Source organism: Enterovibrio sp. FF113, assembly GCF_041439165.1.
GTDB lineage: Bacteria > Pseudomonadota > Gammaproteobacteria > Enterobacterales > Vibrionaceae > Enterovibrio > Enterovibrio norvegicus_A.
The window spans coordinates 38920-65347 of record NZ_JBGONO010000018.1; the positions used below are offsets into that span (position 1 = coordinate 38920).

The 26428-nt window shown below is 47.9% G+C and carries 25 protein-coding genes; 15 read left to right on the top strand and 10 right to left on the bottom strand.

The window, feature by feature from the left end:
• Positions 1 to 362: 362 nt before the first annotated feature.
• Complete coding sequence (locus tag ACED36_RS15020) at positions 363 to 1583, top strand: NRAMP family divalent metal transporter (protein WP_371733501.1); 1221 nt, start codon at positions 363 to 365, stop codon at positions 1581 to 1583.
• Between the two features lie 113 nt (positions 1584 to 1696).
• Here the strand turns inward: ACED36_RS15020 and ACED36_RS15025 are convergent, their stop codons facing one another.
• The 8 genes from ACED36_RS15025 to ACED36_RS15060 form a co-directional block, all read right to left on the bottom strand.
• Positions 1697 to 2707, bottom strand: a complete 1011-nt coding sequence (locus tag ACED36_RS15025; protein WP_016958081.1) for an aldo/keto reductase — start codon at positions 2705 to 2707, stop codon at positions 1697 to 1699.
• 56 nt (positions 2708 to 2763) lie between these two features.
• Positions 2764 to 3708: a Gfo/Idh/MocA family oxidoreductase gene (locus tag ACED36_RS15030; RefSeq protein ID WP_016958082.1), complete on the bottom strand. Its 945-nt coding sequence runs from the start codon at positions 3706 to 3708 to the stop codon at positions 2764 to 2766.
• A 3-nt stretch (positions 3709 to 3711) separates the two neighbouring features.
• Positions 3712 to 4590 carry a class III extradiol dioxygenase subunit beta gene (locus ACED36_RS15035; RefSeq protein ID WP_016958083.1) on the bottom strand — a complete coding sequence of 293 codons (879 nt, stop codon included), beginning with the start codon at positions 4588 to 4590 and terminating at the stop codon, positions 3712 to 3714.
• Complete coding sequence (gene ligA, locus ACED36_RS15040) at positions 4583 to 5020, bottom strand: protocatechuate 4,5-dioxygenase subunit alpha (RefSeq protein WP_016958084.1); 438 nt, start codon at positions 5018 to 5020, stop codon at positions 4583 to 4585. Before ligA ends, ACED36_RS15035 begins: the two co-directional genes overlap by 8 nt.
• Positions 5021 to 5066: 46 nt before the next feature.
• Positions 5067 to 6116: an amidohydrolase family protein gene (locus tag ACED36_RS15045; RefSeq protein ID WP_016958085.1), complete on the bottom strand. Its 1050-nt coding sequence runs from the start codon at positions 6114 to 6116 to the stop codon at positions 5067 to 5069.
• A complete protein-coding gene (locus ACED36_RS15050; RefSeq protein WP_016958086.1) occupies positions 6113 to 6823 on the bottom strand; it encodes a 4-carboxy-4-hydroxy-2-oxoadipate aldolase/oxaloacetate decarboxylase in 711 nt (236 codons plus the stop codon). Before ACED36_RS15050 ends, ACED36_RS15045 begins: the two co-directional genes overlap by 4 nt.
• A 10-nt stretch (positions 6824 to 6833) precedes the next feature.
• On the bottom strand, positions 6834 to 7706 hold the full coding sequence (locus ACED36_RS15055) for an amidohydrolase (RefSeq protein WP_016958087.1): 873 nt from the start codon (positions 7704 to 7706) through the stop codon (positions 6834 to 6836).
• A gap of 104 nt (positions 7707 to 7810) precedes the next feature.
• Positions 7811 to 8887, bottom strand: coding sequence for a 4-oxalomesaconate tautomerase (locus ACED36_RS15060; RefSeq protein ID WP_016958088.1), 1077 nt, complete (start codon positions 8885 to 8887; stop codon positions 7811 to 7813).
• Positions 8888 to 9010: 123 nt separating this feature from the next.
• On the opposite strand from ACED36_RS15060, the gene ACED36_RS15065 reads away from it, so the two are divergent.
• The 5 genes from ACED36_RS15065 to gltS all read left to right on the top strand — a co-directional run bounded on the left by ACED36_RS15065 (position 9011) and on the right by gltS (position 15888).
• Positions 9011 to 9937: a helix-turn-helix domain-containing protein gene (locus tag ACED36_RS15065; protein ID WP_016958089.1), complete on the top strand. Its 927-nt coding sequence runs from the start codon at positions 9011 to 9013 to the stop codon at positions 9935 to 9937.
• Between the two features lie 93 nt (positions 9938 to 10030).
• The gene (locus tag ACED36_RS15070) at positions 10031 to 11044 is read left to right on the top strand and encodes an adenosine deaminase (RefSeq protein WP_016958090.1); all 1014 of its coding nucleotides are present in this window, start codon (positions 10031 to 10033) and stop codon (positions 11042 to 11044) included.
• A gap of 49 nt (positions 11045 to 11093) precedes the next feature.
• On the top strand, positions 11094 to 12893 hold the full coding sequence (locus ACED36_RS15075; protein ID WP_016958091.1) for an amidohydrolase: 1800 nt from the start codon (positions 11094 to 11096) through the stop codon (positions 12891 to 12893).
• 152 nt (positions 12894 to 13045) lie between these two features.
• On the top strand, positions 13046 to 14284 hold the full coding sequence (locus ACED36_RS15080) for a glycosyltransferase 87 family protein (protein WP_371733502.1): 1239 nt from the start codon (positions 13046 to 13048) through the stop codon (positions 14282 to 14284).
• Positions 14285 to 14661: 377 nt separating this feature from the next.
• Positions 14662 to 15888, top strand: a complete 1227-nt coding sequence (gltS, locus tag ACED36_RS15085) for a sodium/glutamate symporter (protein ID WP_371733503.1) — start codon at positions 14662 to 14664, stop codon at positions 15886 to 15888.
• A 75-nt stretch (positions 15889 to 15963) separates the two neighbouring features.
• Here the strand turns inward: gltS and ACED36_RS15090 are convergent, their stop codons facing one another.
• Together ACED36_RS15090 and ACED36_RS15095 are read right to left on the bottom strand one after the other, a co-directional pair.
• Positions 15964 to 16992 carry a methionine synthase gene (locus tag ACED36_RS15090; RefSeq protein WP_371733509.1) on the bottom strand — a complete coding sequence of 343 codons (1029 nt, stop codon included), beginning with the start codon at positions 16990 to 16992 and terminating at the stop codon, positions 15964 to 15966.
• Between the two features lie 277 nt (positions 16993 to 17269).
• Complete coding sequence (locus ACED36_RS15095; protein ID WP_016958095.1) at positions 17270 to 18259, bottom strand: DUF1852 domain-containing protein; 990 nt, start codon at positions 18257 to 18259, stop codon at positions 17270 to 17272.
• A gap of 339 nt (positions 18260 to 18598) precedes the next feature.
• On the opposite strand from ACED36_RS15095, the gene ACED36_RS15100 reads away from it, so the two are divergent.
• The 9 genes from ACED36_RS15100 (at position 18599) to ACED36_RS15140 (ending at position 26332) form a co-directional block, all read left to right on the top strand.
• Positions 18599 to 19411, top strand: a complete 813-nt coding sequence (locus ACED36_RS15100; RefSeq protein ID WP_016958096.1) for a sulfite exporter TauE/SafE family protein — start codon at positions 18599 to 18601, stop codon at positions 19409 to 19411.
• A 654-nt stretch (positions 19412 to 20065) separates the two neighbouring features.
• Positions 20066 to 20452, top strand: a complete 387-nt coding sequence (locus ACED36_RS15105) for a DUF2170 family protein (protein WP_016958097.1) — start codon at positions 20066 to 20068, stop codon at positions 20450 to 20452.
• 12 nt (positions 20453 to 20464) lie between these two features.
• Positions 20465 to 21154, top strand: a complete 690-nt coding sequence (locus ACED36_RS15110; RefSeq protein ID WP_016958098.1) for a PspA/IM30 family protein — start codon at positions 20465 to 20467, stop codon at positions 21152 to 21154.
• A gap of 187 nt (positions 21155 to 21341) precedes the next feature.
• Positions 21342 to 21977, top strand: a complete 636-nt coding sequence (locus ACED36_RS15115) for a YjfK family protein (RefSeq protein ID WP_016958099.1) — start codon at positions 21342 to 21344, stop codon at positions 21975 to 21977.
• A gap of 37 nt (positions 21978 to 22014) precedes the next feature.
• A complete protein-coding gene (locus tag ACED36_RS15120) occupies positions 22015 to 22431 on the top strand; it encodes a DUF350 domain-containing protein (protein ID WP_016958100.1) in 417 nt (138 codons plus the stop codon).
• 11 nt (positions 22432 to 22442) lie between these two features.
• Positions 22443 to 23042: a DUF1190 domain-containing protein gene (locus ACED36_RS15125; RefSeq protein WP_016958101.1), complete on the top strand. Its 600-nt coding sequence runs from the start codon at positions 22443 to 22445 to the stop codon at positions 23040 to 23042.
• Positions 23043 to 23239: 197 nt separating this feature from the next.
• Positions 23240 to 24406, top strand: a complete 1167-nt coding sequence (locus ACED36_RS15130; protein ID WP_016958102.1) for a glutathionylspermidine synthase family protein — start codon at positions 23240 to 23242, stop codon at positions 24404 to 24406.
• A 140-nt stretch (positions 24407 to 24546) separates the two neighbouring features.
• Entirely contained in the window at positions 24547 to 25614 is a 1068-nt protein-coding gene (locus ACED36_RS15135; RefSeq protein ID WP_016958103.1) for an FUSC family protein, read from the top strand.
• A 151-nt stretch (positions 25615 to 25765) separates the two neighbouring features.
• Positions 25766 to 26332, top strand: coding sequence for a hypothetical protein (locus ACED36_RS15140; RefSeq protein ID WP_026024252.1), 567 nt, complete (start codon positions 25766 to 25768; stop codon positions 26330 to 26332).
• The last annotated feature ends 96 nt before the right edge of the window (positions 26333 to 26428 follow it).

Consider the following 26428-nt stretch of genomic DNA (forward strand, 5'->3'; position numbering starts at 1 on the left):
TTTATGCTGTTTTGACCTTACGAATTACCATGCCCAGATTCAATGGCAAAAACCCTTCAATCGACTACATAACCACCGCATTTAGTGGAAACCTTGAGCACATCTCATAAACACTGTCGAACAATACGGATGTGTTACATCATTGAAAAACCATTCAGTGGTACGCAATGGCATTAGAACATTCCGTTTTTTCTGACTTAATGATTGACTTACTTTTAGTGAGTCTTTAGTATCCGCTCCCAGCAAAAAGACAAGCCGCAACGACGAGTTTTTTCAACAAGTTACCCGCCAAACGTCAGCTGATCCCGGTCAGTTGTTTTTCTTTTTTTATAAAGAGAGAGACAACAATTTTTGGATTCGGCATGACAACGCAAACGATTACTCAAAACACCCCTACAACGTCTTGGCAAAACAAGGCCATTCTTAGCGTCGCATTCCTTATGGCTACAACATCAGTTGGCCCTGGATTTCTTACGCAAACTGCCGTATTCACCAACATCTACAAGATGGACATGGCCTTCCCTGTTTTCGCATCGATGTTTATCACCTTCGGTATTGTGATGAACCTTTGGCGCATCGTGGGTGTGTCTGGTCTACGTATTCAAGATATCGCCAATAAAATTGCACCAGGTGCAGGTTACTTTATCGGTATTTTGCTCGCGCTTGGCGCCGTGGCGTTTAACTTTGGTAATGTCAGCGGCGCGGCATTGGGCATTAATGTCCTCACTGGCGTAGATACAACATGGGGCGCGTTGTTCACAGGCGTGGTCGGTTGTTTGTTGTTTGTGGTTCATAACGCCTCGAAGCGCATGGACCAGATGGCGCGTTATCTCGGCCTGTTCATGATTGTGTTGATCGCTTACGTAGCCATGACCAGTCTGCCGCCAATCGGCGAAACCCTCACCGCTGCGGTCATGCCAAGTGACGTCGGAAGCTTACTACTGCCCACTCTGACCATCGTCGGTGGTGCTGTTGGCGGTTACTACACTGGCGCACAGCGCTTGGTCGACATCGGCTTGCAAGGCAAAGAAAACGCAGCCGCGATTAAAACCGCCGCATGGGCAGGTATTTCGATTGCGGTGGTCATTCGTATTCTGCTGTTCTTCGCCGTGTTTGGTGTGATTGCTGCGGGCGCGGTACTGGATACTTCAAATCCTGCTGCGGATGCCTTCCGTCAAGGCGCTGGGGACGTCGGCTACTTCATCTTCGGCCTGGTGCTGTTTGTTGCCTCTATCACTTCAGTGGTCGGCAATTCCTACATGGCGATTTCACTGATTAAAACCCTATTCCCTGTCGTCGCACGTAACGAAAAACGCTGGTGTATTGCTTTCATTATCATCACCAGCGTCGGTACGGTGTTGATGAACATGCCTATCTTGCTGCTGATGCTGGCAGGTCTGGTCAACAGTATTATCCTGCCTGTGGTATTGGGATTCGTGCTTGCTGCAACACGCCGTAAAGACATTGTGGGTGACTACAAACACCCTGTGTATTTGTCGGTCATGGGCGTACTGATTGTGGTGGTCATGGCTGGCGCAAGCTTTGGCAATATTACGAACTTTGTCGGTAAATTTATCGGTTGATGGGCAAGTTGCTCTTCAAGTTCAGTCATCAAGCTTACCAAAACGACAAAGCCGTCTGCATTCAGACGGCTTTTAGGGTCAAATCTTTTGTGCCACTACCAACACATTGCACCCTAGTTTCTGTCTCGCTCAGAGTCCATGACTTTCATTTGCCTGTCGTTGTAACGCGCGCCAATGACCTTATCATCGTCAATCAAGCTCGACACATATTCAGCCACATCAAGCGGTAAATTCACATTCATTGCCGCGATATTTTCACGCATGTACGCAATATGTTTGGTGCCAGGAATAGGAATGAGCGTTTGCTTACCGGCCCGGTTTGGTAACGCAATAATCCACGCTAACGCCAACTGTGCCAACGAGCAGTTGAATTCTTGCGCCACTTCTCTAAGCGGTTCGAGCAGTTTACTGTTTTGGGCAAACGCTTCGGTTTCAAACCGTGGACGTGCATTGCTGGTGCGAATATCTCCCTCCGTTAAGCACGACGCTTCTTGGGCTTTACCCGTCAAAAATTGACGACCAAGGGGTGAAAAAGGCACAAAGGTGGTTCCTAAACTTTCACACACATCGAGCATTTTAATTTCTGGTAGACGTGTCCATAGGGAATATTCAGATTGCACCGCCGCAATGGGGTGAATGTCGTGCGCGCGACGCAAAGTATCTGCGGAGACTTCAGACAAGCCAATTTCACGGATCTTTCCTTCGCGGACCAAATTCGCTAAGGCACCCACGCTTTCTTCAATCGGCACTTTTGGGTCGAGTCGATGTAAGTAGTAAAGATCAATCACATCGGTTTTTAACCGTTGCAGGCTCGCTTCACACTGCGCTTTGATAGTCTCTGCTCTACCGTCAATCGTCGGCTTACCGTCTTGGGAAAACAAGGCGCATTTACTCGCCAGCACGTATTCCTGTCGGCGCGTTTTTAGCGCTTTTGCCAGCAGTTCTTCGTTTCTTCCGCCCCCGTACATGGTGGCGGTATCGAGGAAGTCATAGCCCACATCGAGCGCTTCATTGAGCAGCTGAATCGATGTTTTTTCATCGCTTGGCCCATAGCCATGAGACATGCTCATGCAGCCCAACCCAATCGGTGACACGCTTAGCGATCCAATGTTGCGCTTTTCCATGTAATGACATTCCCCTTAATAGTACCTAACGAATGAAAATGATGACCTATAGCAAGCTAGTGACTCAGCACTTGTTCAATTTTATCAAGCACTTTCATCGCTACCAACGCTTGGCACACACTGGCATTAGGTTCGCGCCCTTCACGAATGGCGGCAATGAACTCTCTGTCTTGCAACTCGATGCCATTCATTGACACATCGACAGTGCTGACATCAATCGGATTCTCACGTCCATCAACCAAATCGTCATAACGCGCCATGTAGGTGCCGTTATCGCAAATATAACGAAAGAATGTGCCGAGAGGGCCATCGTTGTTGAACGACAAAGACAGCGTACACAAAGCACCAGACGCCGTTTTCAACCCAATGCTCATGTCCATAGCAATGCCAAGCTCAGGGTGCTTTGGCCCTTCCATGGCTTGCACTTGCACAATGTCTTCGCCCGTTTGATACGCAAACAAATCCACCGTATGACACGCGTGATGCCACAACAGATGATCCGTCCAACTGCGCGGTTGTCCCAAGGCATTGAGATTCTGGCGACGGAAGAAATAGGTCTGCACATCCATTTGCTGAATCGTCAGTTCACCCGCGCGAAACTTCTTGTTCAAGTATTGATGGCTCGGATTGAAACGGCGAGTGTGCCCTGCCATCGCGACCAACCCGGTGGCACGTTGTACCGTGCAAATCGATTCTGCATCGGCCAAAGAATCGGCCATTGGGATTTCGATCATCACATGCTTGCCTGCTTCCATCACATCAATGGCCTGCGCGGCATGAATCGGCGTTGGCGACGTGATAATAGCCGCTTCAACGCCCGGTTGCGACAAGGCTTCTTGAAGGTCTAGCGTCCAATGCGGAATGCCGTATTTCTCTGCGGTCTCGCGGGTGCTTTCTTCCACACCACCCGCAATAGAGACCACTTCCACATCATCAATATTTTTCAACGCATCGAGGTGCTTGTGTCCGAACGCGCCCTCACCCACCATGACTATTTTCATTCTTCACTCCTTGAATGTGAGCACATCAGATGTGACCCTGTCACACTTGTTTTCTAACAATGTCAAACCATAATGGGAGTTCGACACTGGGGCGTGAGTAAATCGATACACTTCATCGACCTTTTCATCCATCGCGCCGCGCATCACCAGCCACATGATGGCCTCGATACCTTCTGATCCGGCTTCACGAATATATTCGGTGTGGGAAATGTCTTTCACCGCCATTGGGTCTTCGACCATTTTGTCGAGCCAGTTGCAATCATATTCGGTATTAATCAGCCCAGCGCGTTCGCCTTGCAGCTGATGTGATAACCCGCCCGTCCCAAAAATGGCGACCGTGATATCGTCAGGAAAGGATTCCACCGCTTTACGAATCGCTTTGCCCAGATTGAAACAACGGTTGCCCGTGGGTTGAGGATATTGCACCACGTTGACCGCCAGCGGGATCACTTTACACGGCCACTCACTCGGCTGCCCATACATCACAGACAAGGGCACGGTAAGGCCATGATCCACATCCATCTGATTAACGATGGTCATGTCGAACTCATCAAGGATCAACGATTCCGCAATGTGCCACGCAAATTCACTGTGCCCTTGACAAGAAGGCACCTGACGCGGGCCGTAACCTTCATCAGCAGGGTGAAACTCTGGGGCGACACCAATCGAGAATGTCGCGACAGATTCAAGCGAAAAGGCAGACGCATGGTCATTAAATACAATCAAACACACATCGGGTTTGACCGTTTCCATCCAATCGCGGGCGACCTGAACACCGCCCACGAAACGCTGCCAATATTCGCCATGCATACTGCCGTTATCCATGGCAGCGCCAATCAATGGAATATGCGATGTGCCAATCCCTGCAACCACTTTAGCCATTTGCTTCATCCTTGTTTTCCGGACGCGCGTAATATTCCGCCCATTCCGCTTTGCTGCGATTACCTTCAATGGAACGACCACCCGACAGCATCATTTGACGAAAATCATCCACTGTCATGCCATTTCCCGACATGCCTGCGCCTGCATCTTGCATGGTCAATCCATCAAAAATGGCGAGTTTGAAGGTGTAATAGATATTGCCACCCAAACGCAACATGCCCAGCCAATCTCGCGCCAATACCGCTTTGCGCTGTGCCTCCGTCATGGGGTATTTGTCGAGGTACTCAGCTTCGCTCTCACGAAACACATCGCGATTTTCAGCTTTGTTCAGCGACATGCAAAACATGTTGAGGTGATACCCTTGGCGCGACTTTTGTCCATCAAACACGTAGGTGCCGGGAATGTCGTCATAATCTCTTTTTTCACGCATTATTTACTCCTCAAATAACGCTCAAATAACGCTCAAATAACGCACATTAAATCAAACCAACTTCTTTCAGTCTGGCATCTAATCGAGAGAATACTCGGCGCGTATTTCCATTGAAAATCTTGGCTTTGTCTTCATCGCTCAGTGTTGAACCATCGATGTAACGTTTGGTGTCGTCAAAGAAGTGACCCGTTTGCGAGTCTATCCCACGCACCGCGCCAATCATCTCAGAGGCAAACAGAATGTTTTCCGTTGGCACGACTTCAAGCAGCAAATCGATACCTTCTTGGTGGTAGACACAAGTATCAAAGAAGATGTTGTTTTCCATGATGTCATTCAGTGCTGGCAAGCCGAACATGTCACACAGACCACGGAAACGCCCCCAGTGATACGGCACTGCGCCACCGCCGTGTGGCACGATGAACTTCAACTCAGGGAAATCTTTGAACAAGGTTTTCGACATCATCAACTGTTGGAATGCCGTGGTGTCAGCACCAAGGTAATGAGAGCCCGTGGTGTGGAAACACGGGTGACAGCATCCACTGACGTGGATCATCGCTGGTACATCCAGCTCACACATTTTCTCGTAAATGGGGTAGTAGTATTTGTCATCCAGCGGCGGCGCTGTCCAGTAGCCACCTGATGGATCTGGGCTGAGGTTACACCCCACAAACCCAAACTCTTTCACGCAACGCTCAAGCTCTGCTGCACTCACAGTTAAGTCTGCCTCAGGCGATTGCGGTAATTGCGCCGCACCAATGAAGTTTTGTGGATACAGCTCTGCAATACGATGAATCAGTTCATTGCAGTGCTCAGTCCAATATTTGCTCGTGGTTTGGTTACCAATGTGGTGCCCCATCCAACTTGCACGCGGCGAGAAAATGGTCACGTCCGTGCCGCGCTCGTTTTGCAGTTTCAGTTGCGCACCTTCAAGGCTGTCACGGATTTGGTCATCGGAAATGTTCACCACGCCTTTGACGTGGTCGAACAGAGGATCGGTTGCCAGTTCGGCTTTCTGTTGATCACGGTATTCACCCAGCGCATTCGGTGCTGTGGTGTAATGACCATGACAATCAATAATCAGCGTATCCTTGCTCATTCCAAATCCTCCAAACCATCTACATAGCGAAAGCCGGCTTGATCCAACTTAGGGCGCATGTTGTACATGTCTAACCCCAAAATGCCGCTCTCAAGCATTTGTCGTTTTTCTTCTTCTAACGCCACTCGTGATCTCGCTGCGGCTAGAACCGTTTCTGCATGGTCTCTTGGCACCACACACACGCCGTCGTCATCGGCCACAATCACATCACCGGCATAAATCGGTTGATTGCCACAAACCACGGGCACGTTCACCGACCCCAATGTCGCTTTCACTGTGCCTTTGATAGACACCGCTTTTGACCACACGGGGAAATTCATTTCTGTTAGATCTTTGGTGTCACGTACACCCGCGTCAATGATCAGCCCTTGCACGCCACGCGCTTGGGCAGACGTTGCTAACAAATCACCGAAATAGCCGTCTGTGCACGGCGAGGTGGTTGCGATCACCAGCACATCGCCGGGCTGACACAACTCAATCGCCACGTGCACCATCCAGTTGTCGCCAGGTTGTGCCAACACCGTCACGGCACTGCCCGCGATTTGCGCACCAGAATAAATAGGACGCAGGTTAGGGTTAAGGTTGCCTGTGCGCGCTTGGGCTTCATGCACAGTCGCGCTGCCGCATTCGGCGAGCCCTTCCAATACCGCGTTGTCAGCACGTTCAATGTGTCGAACGGCGACGCCTTGGATTGTTCTCATAGACATACTGCTTTCCTTACTCGTCAAAACCGTAAAGGCGTGCTGGGTTATCCACCAAAATCTTCTTCTGCGTGGCTTCGTCACGCGCAATCAATGGCACGAGATCCAACAAATCCGCATCATTTGGCATGTGCTTTTTGATGTTCGGGTGCGGGTAATCCGTTCCCCATAGAATGCGATCAGGGGCGACTTCTACTAGCCCTTGTGCATATGGCACAGCATCATAAAAAGGCGGCGCGATAGCGATGCGCTCAGAGCCGCACACTTTGACCCACCAGTTATCACGCTGCATAAAATCGAGAAGAATTTGATACGCCTTTTGACCGACACCTTCAGAGGTTGGCACGCGCCCCATGTGATCAACCACGATGTCCATGTCGAATCGGTTGAAGAACGCCTCGTAACGAATAATGTCTTCTGCGTTGACGTGAATAACCAAATGCCAACCAAACGGCTTCACTCGGTTCAACACACGTTCCATCATTTCAAGGTTGGGTGCGCCACCAAGATGGGTCACGAAATTGAAGCGAATACCGCGAACGCCACCTTCATGAAGATCCTGAAAGTCATTGTCTGTAAACGTATCGTCAGCCATGCACACGCCGCGGTAAGCGCCGTTACTGGTTGCAATCGCGTCCATCATGGCGCGGTTATCTCGCCCGTGGCAGCTCGCTTGCACCAACACAGCGCGGGAAATACCCAGCGTGTCATGCACACGTTTCAGCGTATCTTTGCCCGCATCAGGCGGCCAATAGGTTGCGGTCTCTGCATAAGGGAACTGCGCATGAGGGCCGAACACATGGCAATGGGCATCGCAGGCATTGGCGGGTGCCACAAATCGCGGAGTGCGTGTGTTGTTATCCGGTGGCATACAGCTGGGTTTGGTCATTCCGTGACTCCTGTGCAGCACTTAAAAAAGCTGCGTTTTCGTTATTAATTAAGGCGCTTATGTATTAAAACGCTGGCTTTGATGCGCTAACTGTCAGCGCCTAGCTAAATGACTGTCTTGGGCAAATAAAGCTCACCTTTCGCGAGCAAACGCGCCGTCCTGACCAATCCAGCACTCTGCACTGCGCCAGATTGGTCAAACGTCAACGTCATGGAGAATTCCCCTGAAGGGTGTTCAACGGACAAGGTTTTCACCAAGCCGTCAGGGATTGAGGCAATCCCCTCTGCGACCGAGCCAGATAACGCACACGCCGTCGCAACGGACACTGCGCCCAGCACGCCAATGGCAGAGTGGCAAACGTGAGGGATAAAAGTACGGGAGGAGACATTGCCGCCAGCAACGGGGGACGCAATCAAACACATTTTAGGCACGACTTTGTCAGTCACATCACCGAGGTTCATCGCAACACCCGCTTTTAATCGAACAGCTTCAATGCGTGCTTTCAACTCAACATGGTTGTTCAGTTCATCTGCACTTTCGTACCCTGTCACACCGAAATCTTCTGCACGCAGCACAACAACAGGCATGCCGTTATCAATGCAGGTGACGTCGTATTGACCGTCGAGGCCTTCAAACGTATCGCGGGTATTGCCCGTGGGCAGTAATGCGCCAGTGATCGAGCCGGCAATATCTTGATAATGACAAATCACGGGAGATGCGGTGCCTGGCACGCCATCAATCGCAGCATCGCCGTCATATTTCACGTGACCGTTAGGTGTTTCGATTTCCAAATCACAGCGATTGCCGCTATTGGTCATCAACACACGTACCATGGTTTTCGGATGGGTCGCTTCAACAAGGCCAGATTCAATGGCAAAGGCACCCACGCCCGCCAAAATGTTTCCGCAATTGGGTGTGGTATCAACGCGATTGTCACCGACAACGACTTGAACAAACAGGTAGTCAACATCGTAATCAGCATGTGCAGAAGCAGACACCACCGCCACTTTACTCGTTAACGGGTTTGCACCACCCAATCCATCGATTTGTCGCGCATCACGACCAACAGCATCAAGAATGATCTGGTTTCTTTCTTCAGCATCGTCCGGCAAGTCACTTGCAAGAAAATAGATGCCTTTGGAGCTTCCGCCTCTGAGCTGCATATAAGGGATCGAAACCATGTCTTTCTGACCTTCGCATGAGAATTAGGATCAGAATAGTCATGATGTCGCTCGCAATAAATTCAACTTTTTTACATTTTGTTGTACATTTTTAACATTACTAACTTTTGAAGCGCGAGTGTGATGTCAAACATCCCCCATTACTTTCTTTACGGTGAAGAACAGCCAGAAGACTCACCGGATTACATGCACATCGCGCGGCTTGAGCAATCTCTGCCAAAACATAACTGGGAAATTCACCCACACCGACACGATGATTTGCATCAGTTGATGATTCTTGAGTCTGGCTCAATGACGGCTCAAATCAGAGAGAGCAGCGCCGAATATCGAGGGGGTTGTGTCCTTTCCATTCCCGCTAAAGAGGTGCATGGCTTCATCCACCAGCCTGGGGTGACAGGGTTTATTCTGTCGATCTCCCAACCTTTCATATTGAGCTTATTCAACGAAACCGAGCGACAAGCACTCTCTTCACTGTTTCGTGAACCCATGGTGCTCCCCATTACAGATGGGCGGAATGTTGTGGAGTTGAAGTTATTAGGCGAACGCTTATTGGCAGAATACCAAGGGCGCGCTGTGGGGCAAGCATCTATGATTGGCGCGTACTTGAAGATAGTGTTCGTGCTGCTTAATAGACAGGTGAAACACAGAGAATCTTCGCAAGTGTCAGACGCTAAGACCATCTTGTTCGAAAAATTCACGGCTTTGGTGGAACAACATTACAACCAGCACTGGAGTGTGAGTGAATACGCCGCCGCATTGGGCTTAAGCCAAGGACAACTCAACCGCACATGCCAGCGCAGCGCTGATCAGCAAGCGTTAGAGATTATTCACGGACGGATTATCGATGAAGCCAAGCGATTGCTGATTTTCACCCAGCTTTCATCAAAAGAAATTGGCTATCAACTCGGGTTTAAAGACCCTGGCTATTTTTCTCGCTTCTTTACTCGCCATGTGGGTCAAGCGCCTAAGCAGTTCCAACAACAATTGGTGAGCTCCGTGATTGAGCAATCCGTGAAGAAATCGGAGACATTAAAGCGTTCAAATAAATGATTCCTATGTCAAAAAAATTGACCTGCCAGTCAAGAAAGACATAGACGTCTATACTGTATGACAGACGAATTAGCTTGAAACACGGAGATTACTATGGAAGATTTTATTCGTCGTTTACCAAAAGTAGAGTTGCACCTTCATATTGAAGGCTCATTGGAACCAGAACTGATGTTCGAGTTGGCGGAGCGCAATGGTATCACCCTGCCCTACGCCAATGTTCAGGAGGCGCGCGCGGCTTACCATTTCAATGATCTTCAGTCTTTTCTCGATATCTATTACCAAGGCGCCAACGTACTGATCACAGAGCGAGATTTTTTCGATCTGACTTGGGCCTATTTGATGCGCTGCAAAGCGGACAACGTGATGCACACGGAGATCTTTTTTGACCCACAAACTCACACTGACCGTGGTATCGCGTTTGATACCGTGATCAACGGCATCTACCATGCGCTGCGTCAGGGAGAGAAAGAACTCGGTATCACCAGCAAGCTCATTATGTGTTTCCTACGCCACCTTTCTGAAGAAGCGGCGTTTGAAACGTTGGAACAAGCAAAACCCCACCTGCACCGTCTTATCGCAGTTGGACTGGATTCTTCCGAGCTTGGGCATCCACCTGAAAAATTCACGCGCGTCTTCGCTGAAGCACGTGCACTGGGATTGAAAGCCGTCGCACACGCGGGCGAAGAAGGCCCAGCAAGCAATATTTGGGATGCGATTCGCTTGCTCCATGTGAATCGAATCGACCACGGCGTTCAATGCGTGCAAGACCCTACACTAATGATAGAACTGGCAGAAACACGTATGCCACTGACGGTATGCCCGCTTTCCAATATTAAACTGCGGGTATTCGACCGTATGGAAGATCACAACATTCTCAATCTTCTGGACGAAGGGCTTTGCGTGACAGTGAACTCCGACGATCCCGCATTTTTTGGCGGCTACATGAATGACAACTTCCTTGCGCTGAATCAGGCACTTTCCCCTAACAAAGCACAATTAGTGCAATTCACACGAAATGCTATTGAGGCCGCTTTTTTAACCGACGATGAACGTCATCAATTGCTTCAAAATCTAGACGACTTCTGGGCGAGCCACGGCATACACTAGAGATGACAAGCGGGCTTGAACCGCTTTTTTCTTTATTGAAGGAGTCACTATGAAAACCTCGTTGTTTACGCTGACGGCACTCGCCGCTTCCTTTCCTGCGCTTGCAGATAGCCCTAAAATGCCCTTTGCAGACACCATTTATCACAATGCGCAGGTCATCACGGTCAACGATAAACAACCTGATGCCAACGCTGTGGCGATACTCAATGGCAAAATCCTTGCCGTTGGCGACAACGAAGACGTACTCAAGTTAGCCAGTAACAGTACCCACGTGGTCGATTTGAAAGGCATGACGATGATACCGGGCTTTATCGATGCCCATGGGCATGTCATGAATACCGGTCTTCAAGCGGTGTCTGCTAACTTATTGTCACCGCCAGATGGCCCGGTGACCGACATCATCAGTTTGCAGGAAGCCCTGCGTATTTGGGCTGATAAGCCAACCAATAAAGCGCAAGACTTCATCATCGGTTTTGGTTATGACGATTCTCAGCTAAAAGAGCAAATTCACCCAACCCGCTTCGATTTGGATGCCGTGTCGACCGAGGTTCCCATTCTCATTATTCATCAGTCTGGGCATTTGGCTGTTTTGAACAGTAAAGCGCTCGATATGCTGGGCTTCAACGCTGACAGCAAGAACCCTCCAGGCGGTGTGATCCGCCGAGTCCCTGACAGCAACGAGCCTAATGGTGTGCTTGAGGAGTCCGCGTTTTTTGGTGCTCTGATCCCTTTATTTACGCAAATCAGTCCCGACGAGAACGAATTGCTGTTTCAGGCAGGCATGGAGTTGTACGCCAAATATGGCTACACCACGGCGCAAGAAGGCCGCACCATGTCTGACAGTGTCAAAACCATGTACGACATTGCGCAGAAAAAGAAACTGCTGCTGGACGTGGTGGCCTACACGGATATTCAGCTCGGCACAGACATCATGAAGCCGCCCTACCTTAGCCAAAGCTACAACAATGGTTTCCGTGTCGGCGGCGTCAAACTGACGCTAGATGGTTCGCCACAAGGCAAAACCGCATGGCTAACCAAACCCTATCTTATCCCGCCTGAAGGCCAAAAAGCAGGTTATCTCGGCTACCCCATCATGCCGGATGAAGAAGCGGAGAAATATGTCGGTATGGCGATGGAAAACGGCTGGCAATTACTCACACATGCTAACGGTGATGCTGCCATCGACCAATATATCCGCGCCGTGAAAAACGCGACGAAGAAATATGGTGAAGGCGAGCGACGCTTTGTCGCCATTCACGCGCAAACCGCCCGAGAAGATCAGGTGCAGTCGTTTAAAGAACTCAACGTTATGCCGTCTTTCTTCCCTATGCACACCTTCTATTGGGGTGATTGGCATGCACAATCTGTACTCGGCGATGAACGGGCTGAAAATATTTCACCCACTGGCTGGGCATTGGATCGCGACATGATATTTACTTCTCACCACGATGCGCCCGTTGCGTTTCCTAATTCGATGCGGGTCTATTCCGCCACCGTTAACCGGATCACTCGAAGTGGACGCGTGTTAGGCAAAGACCAGCGCGTGCCATCTATGACGGCGTTGAAAGCACAGACCATCTGGGCGGCGTATCAGCACTTTGAAGAGAAGACCAAAGGCTCGATTGAAACAGGCAAAGTGGCCGATTTGGTCTTGTTGTCTGACAATCCATTGAAGGTTAACCCAATGGAGCTTGCTGACATCACCGTGGTTTCAACCATTAAAGACGGGGAAGTGATATATACCCAGCAAGCCGCCATTGCCGACAACAGTTGCGCGGCGTCCAGAAAATGTCAGGCACTGGCGACACACACTTTTATGATTGCCGGATTGATTCCGCACCGTCACTGAATCTCTAAGTCGTTAAATCGCCAAATTAGTCACTATAAAACAACAGAGTGCATTATGCGCTCTGTTGCATTTATTCTACACTCATTGATAGGGGATTGAATAGCCGGGCCTTTGTCGCCGTGCTTCGGCATGAACACTGTTTGAGGACTGCTATGCGTTTTTTTACTGCGTCATTTGAAAAGTCTGCGTCTTTGCAAAAAGGCTGGCATCTAGTCTTATGCTCGTCATCTTTCTTATTTTCACTCGTCTTCATCTACTGTGCTTATCGCCTGTTCCAAACCTACGATTGGGGACATCCGTTCACCAAGTTTCTCTGTTTCAGCGGCTTGTTTGCGCTGATCCTGACCCTTTTCAATCACAGAACACAGTCTGATGATATCGGTAAGACGATGCTGATGACTGAAGCTGTTTTTGCCATGGCGGTGCTGGCCTTGATTTTTGCCCGCATGGTGCCCGCTTATGGTGACTTCATCTTTGCTGCACCCACGGTCGATATTGGCTACACCACTGAACATGCCGCCAAGCTGCTATTTCTTCAGGGTGAAAACCCCTATCTCAGTGAAAGTATCAATATTCGCCCTGAACTCGCGCCTGAACACCGCGGCTTTCACTATGGTCCTGGCATGATATTGGGGTACGCCGCCTCAGCCTACTTCCCGGGCATCGGCTATAAGTTAACGAGTGTTGCCTTTCTTGCTATTACAGCCCTTGCGCTGTGTTCGTTGGTGGCGGGTTGTTTAACTTCACGCAGCCAGATTGAAACCAACGGGTGGCAAGTTCGAAGCGCTGTGTTGGCATCGATGGTATTGCTATTTCTACCTGAGAGGCTGTGGTACGAAGTGTTTCACGTCGGCGCGAACGATATTTACCCTGTCGCGCTGCTATTAGTGGGTTTGGTGTGTGTTCAAAAAGAAAAGTGGTTGCTCGCGGGTGTGTTGATGGGCCTCTCATTCGCGACCAAATTCTCTCCTGCCGCCTTCCTGCTCGCGATGTTTTTACGCAAAGATATTCGGCTGAATTTTTTGATTGGTTGCGCCATTGGTGCATCACCCTTACTGATTTTCCTCGCGTGGGATCATCAAAGCATGATTGAGAACGTATTCATTCTGCGCTTTAGCCTGAATTTCGATTCCACCAGCCTCTACTCCATCACGCCAGACGTACTGCATGTGCTGTTCCCCCTCACCCAGCTTTGCGCGCTGATCTACTTTTTGGTGCGCAACGCCAACAAAACCTTGTCCATTGAAGAAACGGTGGTGTGCTTTGCCTTGCTGTTGATCATCATTGAGGTAACCTTTAAAGAGATCCACGCCAATCACCTCATTTGGTTCTATCCGCTTATTGCGTTTATCGTGGCGATTTATCGACACAAGCTTTTTCCTTCAAGGTGAATACTCTCATGTAAACCAAAAGCGGACACTGCAAATTGGTGGTCCGCTTTTTTCATTCCAAATTGTTACATTCGCGACAATCACGCCCCCCTTTTCCTTCTTAAGCTTTCTGAAAAGCACATGCCGCTACAAAGGCTTGATAACCTTTTCGGTGCAGCTCAACCCAAAGTGGTTAAAATGACACCGAAAGTGAATATTTTTGCAGTCGGGTACTGTGTTTAATGCACGCAATGTGAGATAACAACGCCCCGAAATGAGCGTGTCGCGCTGTGAGCAAGCCAAGAAGGCTCAGCGCTGTCGCGAATTCTTTCGAACCGAAGATAAATCAAAATAAGAATCTCATGCATTACGGAGGATGATGAGATCACAGAGGCTATATGAATCAACTAATTTCAGTCGGCGCACTCGAGTCTTTTCTTATCGCCATTTTCGTGCTGTTTCTTGGGCATTTTATCAATGCCAGAGTTCCCCTTCTAAAGCAGTTCAACATCCCTGAACCCATTGTGGGTGGTCTTGTCGTTGCCAGTGCTATCACTGTCATGCATTTGAACGGTATTGAACTCGAATTTCATTTGCCCCTACAACATACCTTTATGTTGATGTTTTTCGCCACTGTTGGCCTTGCTGCTAACTATACCCAGTTGATCAAAGGTGGCGCGAAAGTCTTCGTGTTTTTAGCCGTCGCATCGTTATACATTGTGGTGCAAAACAGTATCGGGATTTCTCTTGCCACCGCGTTTGGTTTAGATCCTCTAATGGGACTCATTGCTGGATCCATCACCCTTTCAGGTGGGCATGGAACTGGCGCTGCGTGGGCGCAGACCTTCCAAGAAGTGTATGGCATGGAGAACGTACTTGAAATCGCCATGGCGTCTGCCACCTTTGGCCTCATCATGGGCGGCATTATTGGTAGCCCTGTGGCACAACGCCTGATCGACAAGAACCAACTCAAATCGCAGTATGGCAATACGCATAAAACCCACGAGCAGTTCCCAGAGTTGGTGACCTACAACGAAAACGAACAAGAAAACGTCACAGCAAAAAAAGTCATTGAAACCCTGTTTGTGCTGTTGATTTGTGTCGTTGGCGCTAAATACCTAGAGCAATGGGTTCGCGGTTTTGACATCAGTTGGCTGATGATCCCTGACTTTGTCTATGCACTGTTCATTGGCGTTATCATTACTAACGTTCAGGAAGTCACCAAGGTGAAAAAACTGGACGTCGAGACTGTCGATATCCTTGGGACAGTATCACTTGCCCTGTTCCTTGCCATGGCGCTGATGAGCCTAAAGCTATGGAACATTCTTGATCTCGCCATCCCCTTCTTGGTCATCTTGCTCGTTCAATCCATCATGCTGGCGCTGTTTGCCTACTTCGTGACATATCGCGTAATGGGTAAGAACTATGATGCCTCGGTGATTGCCAGTGGTCACTGTGGCTTTGGCTTGGGGGCAACCCCAACAGCCGTGATGAACATGGGCTCGGTGGTCAATCGCTTCGGCCCATCACCACAAGCTTTCATGGTAGTGCCAATTGTCGGCGCGTTCTTCATTGATATTGTTAACTTGATTATCTTGCAGGCCACGCTCAGCATTATTGGTTAATGCGCGCTTGTTACCGTTATCCCTGTTTAGGGAGAGCGGTAACAAGCCCAGGCCCAAACATCAATCTCTTCCGTTCTAAATCGAGAGTTCTTTGCGGATGATCTCTGCACCTGCGTTAAGAGCATTTAGCTTGGCGTTGGCGACGTCGTGAGACAAAGGTGCCATGCCACAGTTGGTGCAAGGGTAAAGGTTCTCTGCATCAACAAACTTGAGCGCTTTTCGTAAGGTTTCCGCGACTTCTTCAGGCGTCTCGATGGTGTTGGTGGCGACATCAATCGCCCCGACCATCACTTTCTTACCGCGAATAAGCTCAAGTAGCTCGATCGGCACACGGGAGTTGTGGCACTCGAGAGAGATAATATCGATGTTGGATTTTTGCAGCTTAGGGAAGATTTCTTCATATTGTCGCCACTCTGATCCCAAGGTCTTTTTCCAATCTGTATTGGCTTTGATGCCATAGCCATAGCAAATATGGACGGCGGTTTCGCATTTTAGGCCTTCAATGGCCCTTTCTAACGTGGCGATCCCCCAGTCATTGACCTCATCAAAGAACACATTAAATGCGGGCTCATCAAATTGGATAATATCTACACCAGCCGCCTCTAACTCTTTCGCTTCTTGATTAAGAATTTTGGCAAATTCCCATGCGAGCTTTTCTCGGCTTTTGTAGTGCGCATCATAAAGTGTGTCGATCATGGTCATAGGACCAGGTAAAGCCCACTTTATCGGTTGCTTGGTTTGTTGACGTAAGAACTTAGCATCTTCAACAAAAATGGACTTCTGACGGCTCACCGCGCCGACGACAGTTGGTACGCTTGCATCGTAACGATCACGAATCTTAACAGTTTCACGTTTTTCAAAATCTACGCCATTAAGGTGCTCTATGAATGTCGTGACGAAGTGTTGGCGTGTTTGTTCGCCATCACTGACAATATCAACCCCTGCGTGTTGCTGCTCTTGCAGTGATAAACGTAACGCATCGTGTTTGCCCTGCGCTAACTCCTCATTTTGCAATTTCCAAGGAGACCAAAGCGTCTCGGGCTGCGCCAGCCATAAGGGTTTAGGCAGGCTGCCCGCGGTCGAGGTAGGTAATAATTTTTTCATCATAAATTCTGCTGTCTAATGGGTTATACCCAAGTAACCTGAAGATGCTCGATTTCAGAGGCCCTCAGAGTGTTCAATTCAAGGCAAATTCTTGTAGGAATAGTCATTCTATTTCACAGGAATTTAACGATGAAGTGGACGCTCTGAGGGCCTCCCTTCGGGCGAGTTTACTGACGCTATGCTCGGTGTTGTCCCTTTTTGATGGAGCTCACTACATCGGCAAAGGGACGCCTTGATCATAACGTCAGTAAAGCTCGCTGAATCCTGCATCTTCAGGCTACTTGGGTATAATCAAAGCGTATTGCGCTGACCAATTCTCAAGAATCGATTGGTAAGGCTTAATGAAATGCTCTTGTGCAAACTTGCCTTGCTCAATAGCTAACTGACCACGCTCTTCACGGTCATAAACAATTTGAGTGAGCGAATGGTCTGAGTTTTTCAAGTTGGGTTGATAGCACTTCCCTGCGACAGCATTGGCATTGTAGATCTCAGGTCGGTAGATTCTCTGGAATGTCCCCATTGTGCTGATAGTGCTAATTAGCTCAAGATTGGTGTAATCATTGAGTAAATCACCCACAAAATAAAATGCCAAAGGCGCTACGCTATTTGGCGGCATGAAATAGCGCACTTGTAATCCCATTTTTTTGAAGTATTGCTCTGTTAACGACGAGTCGTTCGGTTGATATTCAAAACCCAAAACAGGATGCTGATTCTCAGTTCGGTGATAGGTTTTATTATCAGACACGCTGAGACATATAACGGGTGGCTTACTAAAATGCTGCTTGTACTCATTAGAATTTACGAAATACTTAAACAACTTTCCATGTAATTCACCAAAGTTATTAGGGATACTGAACCCCGGTTTATTTTTGTTATGGTCTAATAGCAATACGCTGAAATCATAGTCGCGTACGTAAGAGGAGAAATTATTTCCGACAATGCCTTCAATGCGTTCGTTGGTTTTATGGTCGACAATGTTTGTCTTCAATATTTCTATTGATGGAAAGGCTTGCCCGCGGCTCTCAATGTCCATGTCAACCGAGACGATTTCAAGCTCTACAGAGTAACGATCGCCTTTTGGGTTGTCCCAGTGAGCTAAGGCATTAAAGCTATTATCAATCATCTTCAATGCGTTACGCAGGTTTTCTTGACGGCTATCCCCTCTTGCTAAGTTAGCAAAATTGGTTGTGATTCGGGTGTTATCCGAAGGATGGTAGTTTTCATCGAGACAAATGCTCTTAATCGTAAATGTAAATTCTCTATTCATCGTAATCTGACACCCTTTCTTTAACCGACAGCCTAAATTTGCTTATTTCCGAGTTCTCTACTCTTTTAGTCATTCGCGCTCGAAATAAAGAAAAAAACTTTCTTACAACCTACCACTAGAAAATGGTTACATTTCTCTAGGTTCAAAGCAGAATTTATTTTATACGTGATTGAAAATCAGATTAACAATGGTTTTACCTCACAATCATCATGAGAAACATTCATGATCTATTTTATTTGAAAGTCCTACCAACGGTCAGCTATATTCACACCCCTAAAATACGGATACACTGTGTTTATTTAGTATTAAATCCCCTCCCTATATTAAAAAGTGAGCTAAATGAGTGAATTGCTATTGTTAATTATATACTGCGCGCTACTAGGCTGTGGTGTGGGTTTTTTGGCAGGGCTACTAGGTATTGGCGGAGGACTCGTTATTGTCCCTGTTCTCAGTAGCATTTTGCTTCATTTCGCGATTTTACCTTCTGATCAAGTGGTCATCGTTGCGATCGCGACATCATTGGCGTCGATCTTATTCACATCCACATCTTCCGCCATCGCGCACCACAAGAATGGCAATGTACCATGGGACTTGGCCCCTTGGATAATGACGGGCGTTGCCTTTGGTGCTCTGATCAGCGGATTTATGGCAGCACTGTTGCCTGAGGATGTGGTTCGGTTAGTGTTTGCCGTGAGCGTTGTACTCATCGCATTGAAAATGTTTTACAGCAGCCGCAAAAAAGATTCCTCTACAGATCGTCAACTACCCAATAAAGGCCTGTTAACCTTACTCACGACAATCACTGGTGGTTTGTCTGCCATGATCGGTATCGGTGGCGGTGCTCTATTGGTTCCTCTATTGACGTTTTTCTCACTTGATATGAAGAAGGCTATTGGGTGTGCCTCGGCATGCGGCATTGTGATCGCATTGTTCGGCTCCGTAGGCTACATCAGTTCGGGAAGTGCGCATTTTGCTTTAGCGGATGGTTTTTTGGGATTTGTCTATCTTCCAGCTTTATTCGGTATTGTTTGTACTTCATGGTTTACTGCGCCTTTGGGGGCAAAAGCGACGCATCACCTGCCCGTTACGACGATCAAAAAAGTCTTCGCGGTATTACTGTTGGCCATGGCAACCAATATGGTGATGAGCTAACACAAGATCCAAGGATTTTGCCCACAAAACAAGCCCCTCTTTTCGGGGCTTTTCAGTGTTGGTCGATTTATTCGAGAGGATCGGTTCGGAAAAACTAACGGCATTGTCACACCCAGATCACATAAAGAGATTGAGTCTGGCGTTCAAATGCTGAAGTGAAGTAAAGACGAGAACAATATCGCTCTGTGTCTATGGCCCTATGTATCGCTCAGATTTAGCGTTCACACCACCCCAATCAATTGAGACGCCTAGATCCAAACGCGACCATCTTGAATGCCCCCTCCTTAAGTGCACTCGCATTGCTTGCCAGACATCTCTCAAATTCAAATGTTGAATTCGTATTACTTGATGACTTTTAAGGTAATTTCAATGTGTTACATGTTCACCTTTTGAGAAACCAAGCGCGCATTTCATAGGGTGACTTTTGTTGGTATTCTAGTTTGGTTTATTATTAGCTGCTTACATGTTACTAATTGATGTTACGTCGGAACATCTGTAAACCGTATTGACCAAATGCTACCTCAAAGAAATGCTAACGGCATTCTGCAGGTAGTACAGAATGAAAACTAGAGAAAAGGCTTACTGACAAAAAGTTGGAGGCTTGCATCTTTATTATTTTGACGCACAGCGTCGAGCCAAACTAGAGGGAACACTATGACCTGGCAATTGAATGATCTGCAAACACTGCTGGCTGAACATGATGGTTGGAGTGTCGCTGAAGCTGGAGAGTCCTTATGTTTAACCAATGAGGATGGTATCGAAGCATTTCTGGCCGTTGCCGGAGAGCAAATTCTTGTAGAGGCCCTACTGTTTCCACAAGACGCAGTGAAAGACGTTTCTGGTTTAAATGACACCATACTACGTACCCACAAAATGTTCCCTCTCAGCACTATCGGTATAAACGAAATCGGCGGAGACAGTTATTACACCGCATTTGGTTCGCTTTCATCACAATCAAAAGCAGAGACTGTCGTGATTGAAGTCGCCACACTGTTTCGTAATATCGAAGCATTTCTCGAACTGTACCAAGATTACCTATAAGGAAGCACCACGATGAGCGTATGGAAAAAGTTATTTACGGCGATTAAAGGTGGCGCAACCGAAGCAGCAGAATCAGTTGCAGACAATCAAGCATTGCGCATCTTAGATCAAGAAATCCGCGATGCAAAAGAAGAGTTACGACGCTCAGACAATGCTCTGGTCGGGATTATTGCTAAGCGCAAACTCTCGGCTCAGAAAGTGGCGGGCTTTGAAAGCAGCATTGCCGAGTATGAAGGACACGCCCGTGCTGCCATGGAAAAAGGTCAGCAAGATTTGGCGCTAGAATGTGCGACTCGCGTTGCTGCACTTCGAAACGAGCAAGATGCCGAAAACACCTATCTGCAACAGTTCACGCAATCAGAAAAGTCGCTAAAAACCAACATTGCTCAGGCCAAAGATAAATTGCGTCAACTTGAGCAACAAGTGGATGTGGTTAAGGCCAATGAATCAGTTCAGCGTGCCCAAGCCGCAGTGTCGAATACAAACTTAGGTGCGAACGCAAAAATGCACACTGCGGTTGAATCGTTGGAGCGAATCAAAAATCGCCAACAAGAGCGTCAAGCACAATTCGAAGCCGCGACAGAACTCGAACAAGAACAATCTGGCAGTAGCTTGGATAAGAAGCTGTCCCAAGCAGGTATCACGGGAAGTCAAAGTGCATCTGCCGAAGACGAGCTTGCTCGTATTTTAGGGAAAAAATAACCCTTACCAAGGAAGGCTATGCCTCTTTGGCTACTTTTGCGATGGTGACTGTCCAAGCAGTTCAGTCACCTCTTGGCTTACATACAATGATGACTATCAGTAGCCTCGCTTTGCAGAGTAGTAGCAATCAATCACTAAATGGGTGATACGTTCACCCATTTATGTACCCTGACTCTCGGAACTGTATATGTTTAGTTGGTTGAAGAAGAACAAAGTAACTCCCCCACCAGAAGACGGCGCACCCGAAGTGCTCGGGTTGAGGCTAGGTGGAGCGATAGAGCTCGACGACCTGAAATTTAGATTAATGGAGCCTGTATTAACCATTGAGCAGGCTTCACGCACCCAAATAATCAAAGCCGTTGGCGAAGTAAAACTGGACGCCCATACTCGATTGCTCAGGTTCTATACCGATGACGACGGGTACTTTCAGGTATTGCAATCCGGCACCAGTGACGCCGATGTGAGTGAAGTGAAACTGTTTTATTTTTACGAATCAAAACCTGTCGATACCGACGCAGCGTGGAATGATTGGATAAACAATAAAATTGTCCAACCGCATTGGGAACTCGATGGCATGACTTACGAGAAAGTCTGGGACAACACACAGCCAGTAGCGATGACAGAAAAAACCTGGGCCGAAGATGGCAGCACATCAACAACCGACCAGTTCATCATGGTTTATGAGCGGGAAGCTGGCGAAGATATCTTCGAATCCTTGCTCGTCTCTGGCGAAGAAATCATTTCAGGTGGTCGTGCTGAACATGCCGTTGTCCTAAGCACGGGTATTCAGCTCTCTCCTACCGACTTTACCGTGGCGGGCTAATCCCACCGCCATTTATCACATTCAGAAAGGAACTCTTATGTCTCAACTCGAACTTTCATTAGCAAGCCTAGGCTCATTTGCTCTCTATCTCGGCCTGTCAATTTTGTTTTTGATGATCTTCAAGTTCGTCTATATCCGCATCACACCTTATGACGAATGGCAGTTGCTAAAAGAAGAAAATAATATCGCAGCCGCTCTTACCCTGTCGGGTGCATTTATCGGCTACAGCTTAGCCATCGCCAGTGCCGCGAGTAATTCAGTCAACCTCTTGGATTTTGCCATTTGGGGCGTTGTTGCACTTGTCGCCCAAATTCTTGCATTCTTGATTGTCAGATACGGCTTCATGCCAAAACTGGTTGAACGTATCCAAAATAATGAGATCCCAGCAGGTATTGTTATGGGTTCGATGTCCATCTCCATTGGCCTGCTTAACGCAGCTTGTATGACCTACTAGGAGATGTTGACATGAAAAGAAGCCAACAGGTCATAAAACCACGCCTGCGCAAAAGCTGGCGACCTGCAGTACCGAGCGTTACCGTCGCCGCCATTGTGTTGGTGTCCGGTTGCAGTGACAACGGCAAAGAAATGAACATTTATGCCAATGTCACGGATTGTGTTGACGATAATCCAGGATACAGCAGCGAATGCCGCGCGGCCTATCAAGATGCCGTGGATGACGCAGCCAGCACAGCACCAAAATATAATTCCCAGGATGACTGTGCCAGCGAGTTCGGCTACGAGAACTGTGTACGTGCTCCTCAGAATAACTGGTTCATGCCAGCAATGGCCGGATTCATGTTTGGGCAAGCCATCAATAACCGATCTTACTACCACCAGCCCATGTTTAGTTCTTCTTATCCTGGAAGTCGGTATTACGGTGATTGGGTCTCTTCTGACGGGTACTCTTACGGCAGAAAAAGCAAATATTCAAAGGTCTACGTCCCCAAAGATCACCTCAAACAGAAACCTGCCGTCACCAAAACGATCTCTCGTGGCGGCTTTGGTTCTAAAGTTGCGGCAAAATCTAGCTGGAGTCGCTCTAGCAGCAAAGGTTGGGGCGGTTAACGCTATCCTTCATGTCAGTGTCAGTGGCCACAGGGATCCTGTTGGCCACGGCTACTCTCTAGACCATGCCAGTGCTGCTGACCACGGCTTAACCTGATTTAGCATGATCGCTGCCCCACTCTATTTCTCGTTATTTTTCTCTTTCTCGTTGTAAAACTCGCGTATTAACCAACGCCAACAACTTATGGATCTCGTTGATGTTTAGAGTTAGCAGTACCCCTCGCCCCAATTGGAAAAAACTCGCAGATGAATACGGGTTCGGCTTTCACACCATGTATGGCGAACCGTATTGGGACGAATCCGCTTACTACCAGTTCACCTTAAAGCAAATTGAGGAAGACCTTGAAACGCCAACCGAAGAACTGCACCAAATGTGTTTGGACGTCGTCGATCATGTTGTCAAAGACGAATACTGGCTAAAACGGTTTCAGATCCCACAAACACGTTGGCAAGGTATCTTGGATTCTTGGACGGCACGTGAACCCTCACTTTATTCAAGGCTTGATCTTGCTTACAACGGCAGTGGTAACGCCAAGCTATACGAAAACAATGCGGACACGCCAACCTCGGTATTCGAAACGGGTTTTTGGCAATGGGTTTGGTTAGAAGAAATGGTCAACAGTGGCAAAATCCGCCGTGATGCCGACCAGTTCAACTTGCTACAAGACCTTTTGATCAACCGCTTCAGAGACCTGGGACGTCGATTCCCAGGAAAAACCCTGCATTTCTCCTGCTGTCGTGACACAGAAGAAGATCGAGGAACCGTGCAATATATGGAAGATTGCGCGAAAGAGGCGGGGCTTGCTTCAGCCTTCGTTTTTATCGAAGACATTGGTGTTGATGCAAAAGGACAGTTTACGGATTGCCAAGATAGAATCATCGACTGGATGTTCAAACTGTATCCTTGGGAGTTTATGTTCGATGAAGAATATGAGAAGCACTTAGATACAGCTAATGTTAACTGGATGGAGCCGATGTGGAAGAGCGTGATTTCTAACAAAGCGCTTCTGCCTATGCTTTGGAAGTTATTCCCCAATCACCCTAACCTGCTCGCGTCTTACTTTGCTGACGACCCTGCTCGTAAAAGCCTCAGTAACTTCGTTGTTAAGCCCCTCTTCTCCCGAGAAGGCGCAAACATATCCATCTTTAAGGATGGCAAAGAAACCATGGCGGTTGATGGCCCATACGGTGAAGAAGGTATGATTGTTCAGGCGTATCATCCGCTACCAAAATTTGGTGACAACTATACGCTGATTGGCAGTTGGCTGGTTGACGACAAAGCCGCTGGCATTTCGATACGCGAAGATGCTTCGCTGATCACTCAAGATTTATCGCGTTATTTACCCCATATCATTCTTGAATAAAGAACGAAAATCAAGCCACTCCCCCGCCACTGCGCGAGAGAGTGGCTAGATCTCCATGGCTTTCGGCCGATTTCACCTGTAACCCTTGTTGGCTTTTTGTTTGTCGCACTTTTCGTCATACGCGCCATGACTCGTTATATATGCTTAAAGCACCAAAAACCAAGCTTGGCGCTACCATGACGCAATACCCCACCTTTGCCCTGCAACACGCCCGTCTGCTCTACATGGTCAGAGTCACCATTGTGATGGGTTTCATTTTACTCATCGTCCGAGCTTTCGATGTGCCCTATGGCTATTGGGCGTTAATCACCGCAGTGACCATATTGGGAGCCATTCCCTTTGTGGGGGGTGTACTTTCCAAAGCAAAACAACGCGTATTAGGGACGATTGCTGGAGGTATGGCTGGTCTCGCATTGTTTCTTATCCCCCCGCAATATCACTGGATACATCATTTCGCGTTTTTCGCTTTGCTGATAGGTGCTATGTATTTCACACAGGAACGTTACGCCTATGCTGCATTGATGGCTGCCGTTACCATCGTCATCGTTGCCGGTGGTGGTCCTGCCGATTTTGAAGCCGCTGGCTGGCGGATCATGAATGTGCTGTGGGCTGGCGTCGTGGCTGTTTTGGTTAGCTTGTATATCTTCCCTTCAAGAGCCACAGATCAATTCATTTTCCTACTCGAAAAATTCCTTCAAGAGTTTAACCGTTACTACACCCAACACATTGAAGACGCGAAACAAGGCATTTTTGAACCTTCGCATGCCGACAAACTCAACGAGCTTGTAGATAAACAACAAAGCATACTGCCTCACGCACTCAAAGAATCTGGTATTAACAAGAATGTTCTCAATTCTATATTGCTGATTGAAAAGCGGCTCTACGCCGAACTTGAAGCGCTGATCAGCACCCAATGGGATGCCCAACAAGGTAAAGATGAAATCAGCGAAATGGATGGGCTTATCGAAACGCAATATGCGCTCTCCAACCATTTCGAAGACCTCGCCCACCAGATAGTCAATAAAGACGTCACTGCCATGAGCCTTGAACAGATTAGTATCTTGAATCTCTCCTCTGACACCATTGCCCACCCAAAAGGCGATACCCGAGATATCAGTTATTTTGGCTATCTTTGGCTCAATCGAGAAATGGCGAGGCAATTTGTGCAACTGACGGTCGTCACCAAGAAAGTGTTTGCTTATCAATAGTTGTATTGATGCTAGTTTGGATAAGAATGTGCTGAGGGGTGCCCATCATTCCGATAACAGTAGACTTATCGACCTGAACACGTATGATCTCGGGTAACGTTACAAGAAAATAGCCTAACCGGCTGTTTAAAAAGAAGATTTATAATCGATTATGATAAGAGATACGACACTCGCTCCGTACAGTAAATGGACCAAACCTTTTGTGTCAGAAGTTGCAGAGGTGATTAACCTACTGAAAGACAACGGATACGATTCAAATCAATTGGTTAGCGTGACGGGTATTCAGCAAAAGAATGTGAATGCATGGACGGCGCGTTATAAAAATGAACCTGACAATGTTTCGACGATTCCTTACCCATGTTGGTGCTTCTTGTCTGCACTCGCTGGAAAGCCGAACATCCAAAGCGATGGAGAAGTGATTGAGGTTAACGTGAGAAAGGTACTTTCTTACTTCAAACCCACGGCTTTCAGACCGAATGACAAATTCGTGTGTCCGACCAGCGAGCAATTCAGCAATCTGATCGATAACGACAATTACGAAGCGCTGACCACAGAAAAGCTATCAGAGGTTTTTCATTGGAATGCCACTAACTTTGCACACGGTATTTCGCAAGGTTCGTTGCCATTTCTGAATTGGAGCCTGATCGTGATGACCTTGGGCATCGATATTCAGAAAATGATCCTGAAAGAGCTACAAGCCCCAGTGTCTATCGACTAACAAAATTGCTAGCGTCAAATTATTGAAAAAGCCGACAGTTTGTCGGCTTTTTTTAACCTGTCGTAAACTTTCAACCTCAGCTTGCCAGACCGCTGT

Bases quoted from the DNA above. Each gene is read 5' to 3' on its own strand.
- ligA (WP_016958084.1), bottom strand. From the start codon at position 5,020: ATGCGTGAAAAAAGAGATTATGACGACATTCCCGGCACCTACGTGTTT.
- ACED36_RS15030 (WP_016958082.1), bottom strand. From the start codon at position 3,708: ATGAAAATAGTCATGGTGGGTGAGGGCGCGTTCGGACACAAGCACCTC.
- ACED36_RS15115 (WP_016958099.1), top strand. From the start codon at position 21,342: ATGTTTAGTTGGTTGAAGAAGAACAAAGTAACTCCCCCACCAGAAGAC.
- ACED36_RS15025 (WP_016958081.1), bottom strand. From the start codon at position 2,707: ATGGAAAAGCGCAACATTGGATCGCTAAGCGTGTCACCGATTGGGTTG.
- ACED36_RS15140 (WP_026024252.1), top strand. From the start codon at position 25,766: ATGATAAGAGATACGACACTCGCTCCGTACAGTAAATGGACCAAACCT.
- ACED36_RS15070 (WP_016958090.1), top strand. From the start codon at position 10,031: ATGGAAGATTTTATTCGTCGTTTACCAAAAGTAGAGTTGCACCTTCAT.
- ACED36_RS15120 (WP_016958100.1), top strand. From the start codon at position 22,015: ATGTCTCAACTCGAACTTTCATTAGCAAGCCTAGGCTCATTTGCTCTC.
- ACED36_RS15100 (WP_016958096.1), top strand. From the start codon at position 18,599: ATGAGTGAATTGCTATTGTTAATTATATACTGCGCGCTACTAGGCTGT.
- ACED36_RS15050 (WP_016958086.1), bottom strand. From the start codon at position 6,823: ATGTCTATGAGAACAATCCAAGGCGTCGCCGTTCGACACATTGAACGT.
- ACED36_RS15095 (WP_016958095.1), bottom strand. From the start codon at position 18,259: ATGAATAGAGAATTTACATTTACGATTAAGAGCATTTGTCTCGATGAA.
- ACED36_RS15135 (WP_016958103.1), top strand. From the start codon at position 24,547: ATGCTTAAAGCACCAAAAACCAAGCTTGGCGCTACCATGACGCAATAC.
- ACED36_RS15045 (WP_016958085.1), bottom strand. From the start codon at position 6,116: ATGAGCAAGGATACGCTGATTATTGATTGTCATGGTCATTACACCACA.
- ACED36_RS15110 (WP_016958098.1), top strand. From the start codon at position 20,465: ATGAGCGTATGGAAAAAGTTATTTACGGCGATTAAAGGTGGCGCAACC.
- ACED36_RS15060 (WP_016958088.1), bottom strand. From the start codon at position 8,887: ATGGTTTCGATCCCTTATATGCAGCTCAGAGGCGGAAGCTCCAAAGGC.
- ACED36_RS15105 (WP_016958097.1), top strand. From the start codon at position 20,066: ATGACCTGGCAATTGAATGATCTGCAAACACTGCTGGCTGAACATGAT.
- ACED36_RS15130 (WP_016958102.1), top strand. From the start codon at position 23,240: ATGTTTAGAGTTAGCAGTACCCCTCGCCCCAATTGGAAAAAACTCGCA.
- ACED36_RS15020 (WP_371733501.1), top strand. From the start codon at position 363: ATGACAACGCAAACGATTACTCAAAACACCCCTACAACGTCTTGGCAA.
- ACED36_RS15125 (WP_016958101.1), top strand. From the start codon at position 22,443: ATGAAAAGAAGCCAACAGGTCATAAAACCACGCCTGCGCAAAAGCTGG.
- ACED36_RS15080 (WP_371733502.1), top strand. From the start codon at position 13,046: ATGCGTTTTTTTACTGCGTCATTTGAAAAGTCTGCGTCTTTGCAAAAA.
- ACED36_RS15075 (WP_016958091.1), top strand. From the start codon at position 11,094: ATGAAAACCTCGTTGTTTACGCTGACGGCACTCGCCGCTTCCTTTCCT.
- ACED36_RS15035 (WP_016958083.1), bottom strand. From the start codon at position 4,590: ATGGCTAAAGTGGTTGCAGGGATTGGCACATCGCATATTCCATTGATT.
- gltS (WP_371733503.1), top strand. From the start codon at position 14,662: ATGAATCAACTAATTTCAGTCGGCGCACTCGAGTCTTTTCTTATCGCC.
- ACED36_RS15065 (WP_016958089.1), top strand. From the start codon at position 9,011: ATGTCAAACATCCCCCATTACTTTCTTTACGGTGAAGAACAGCCAGAA.
- ACED36_RS15090 (WP_371733509.1), bottom strand. From the start codon at position 16,992: ATGAAAAAATTATTACCTACCTCGACCGCGGGCAGCCTGCCTAAACCC.
- ACED36_RS15055 (WP_016958087.1), bottom strand. From the start codon at position 7,706: ATGACCAAACCCAGCTGTATGCCACCGGATAACAACACACGCACTCCG.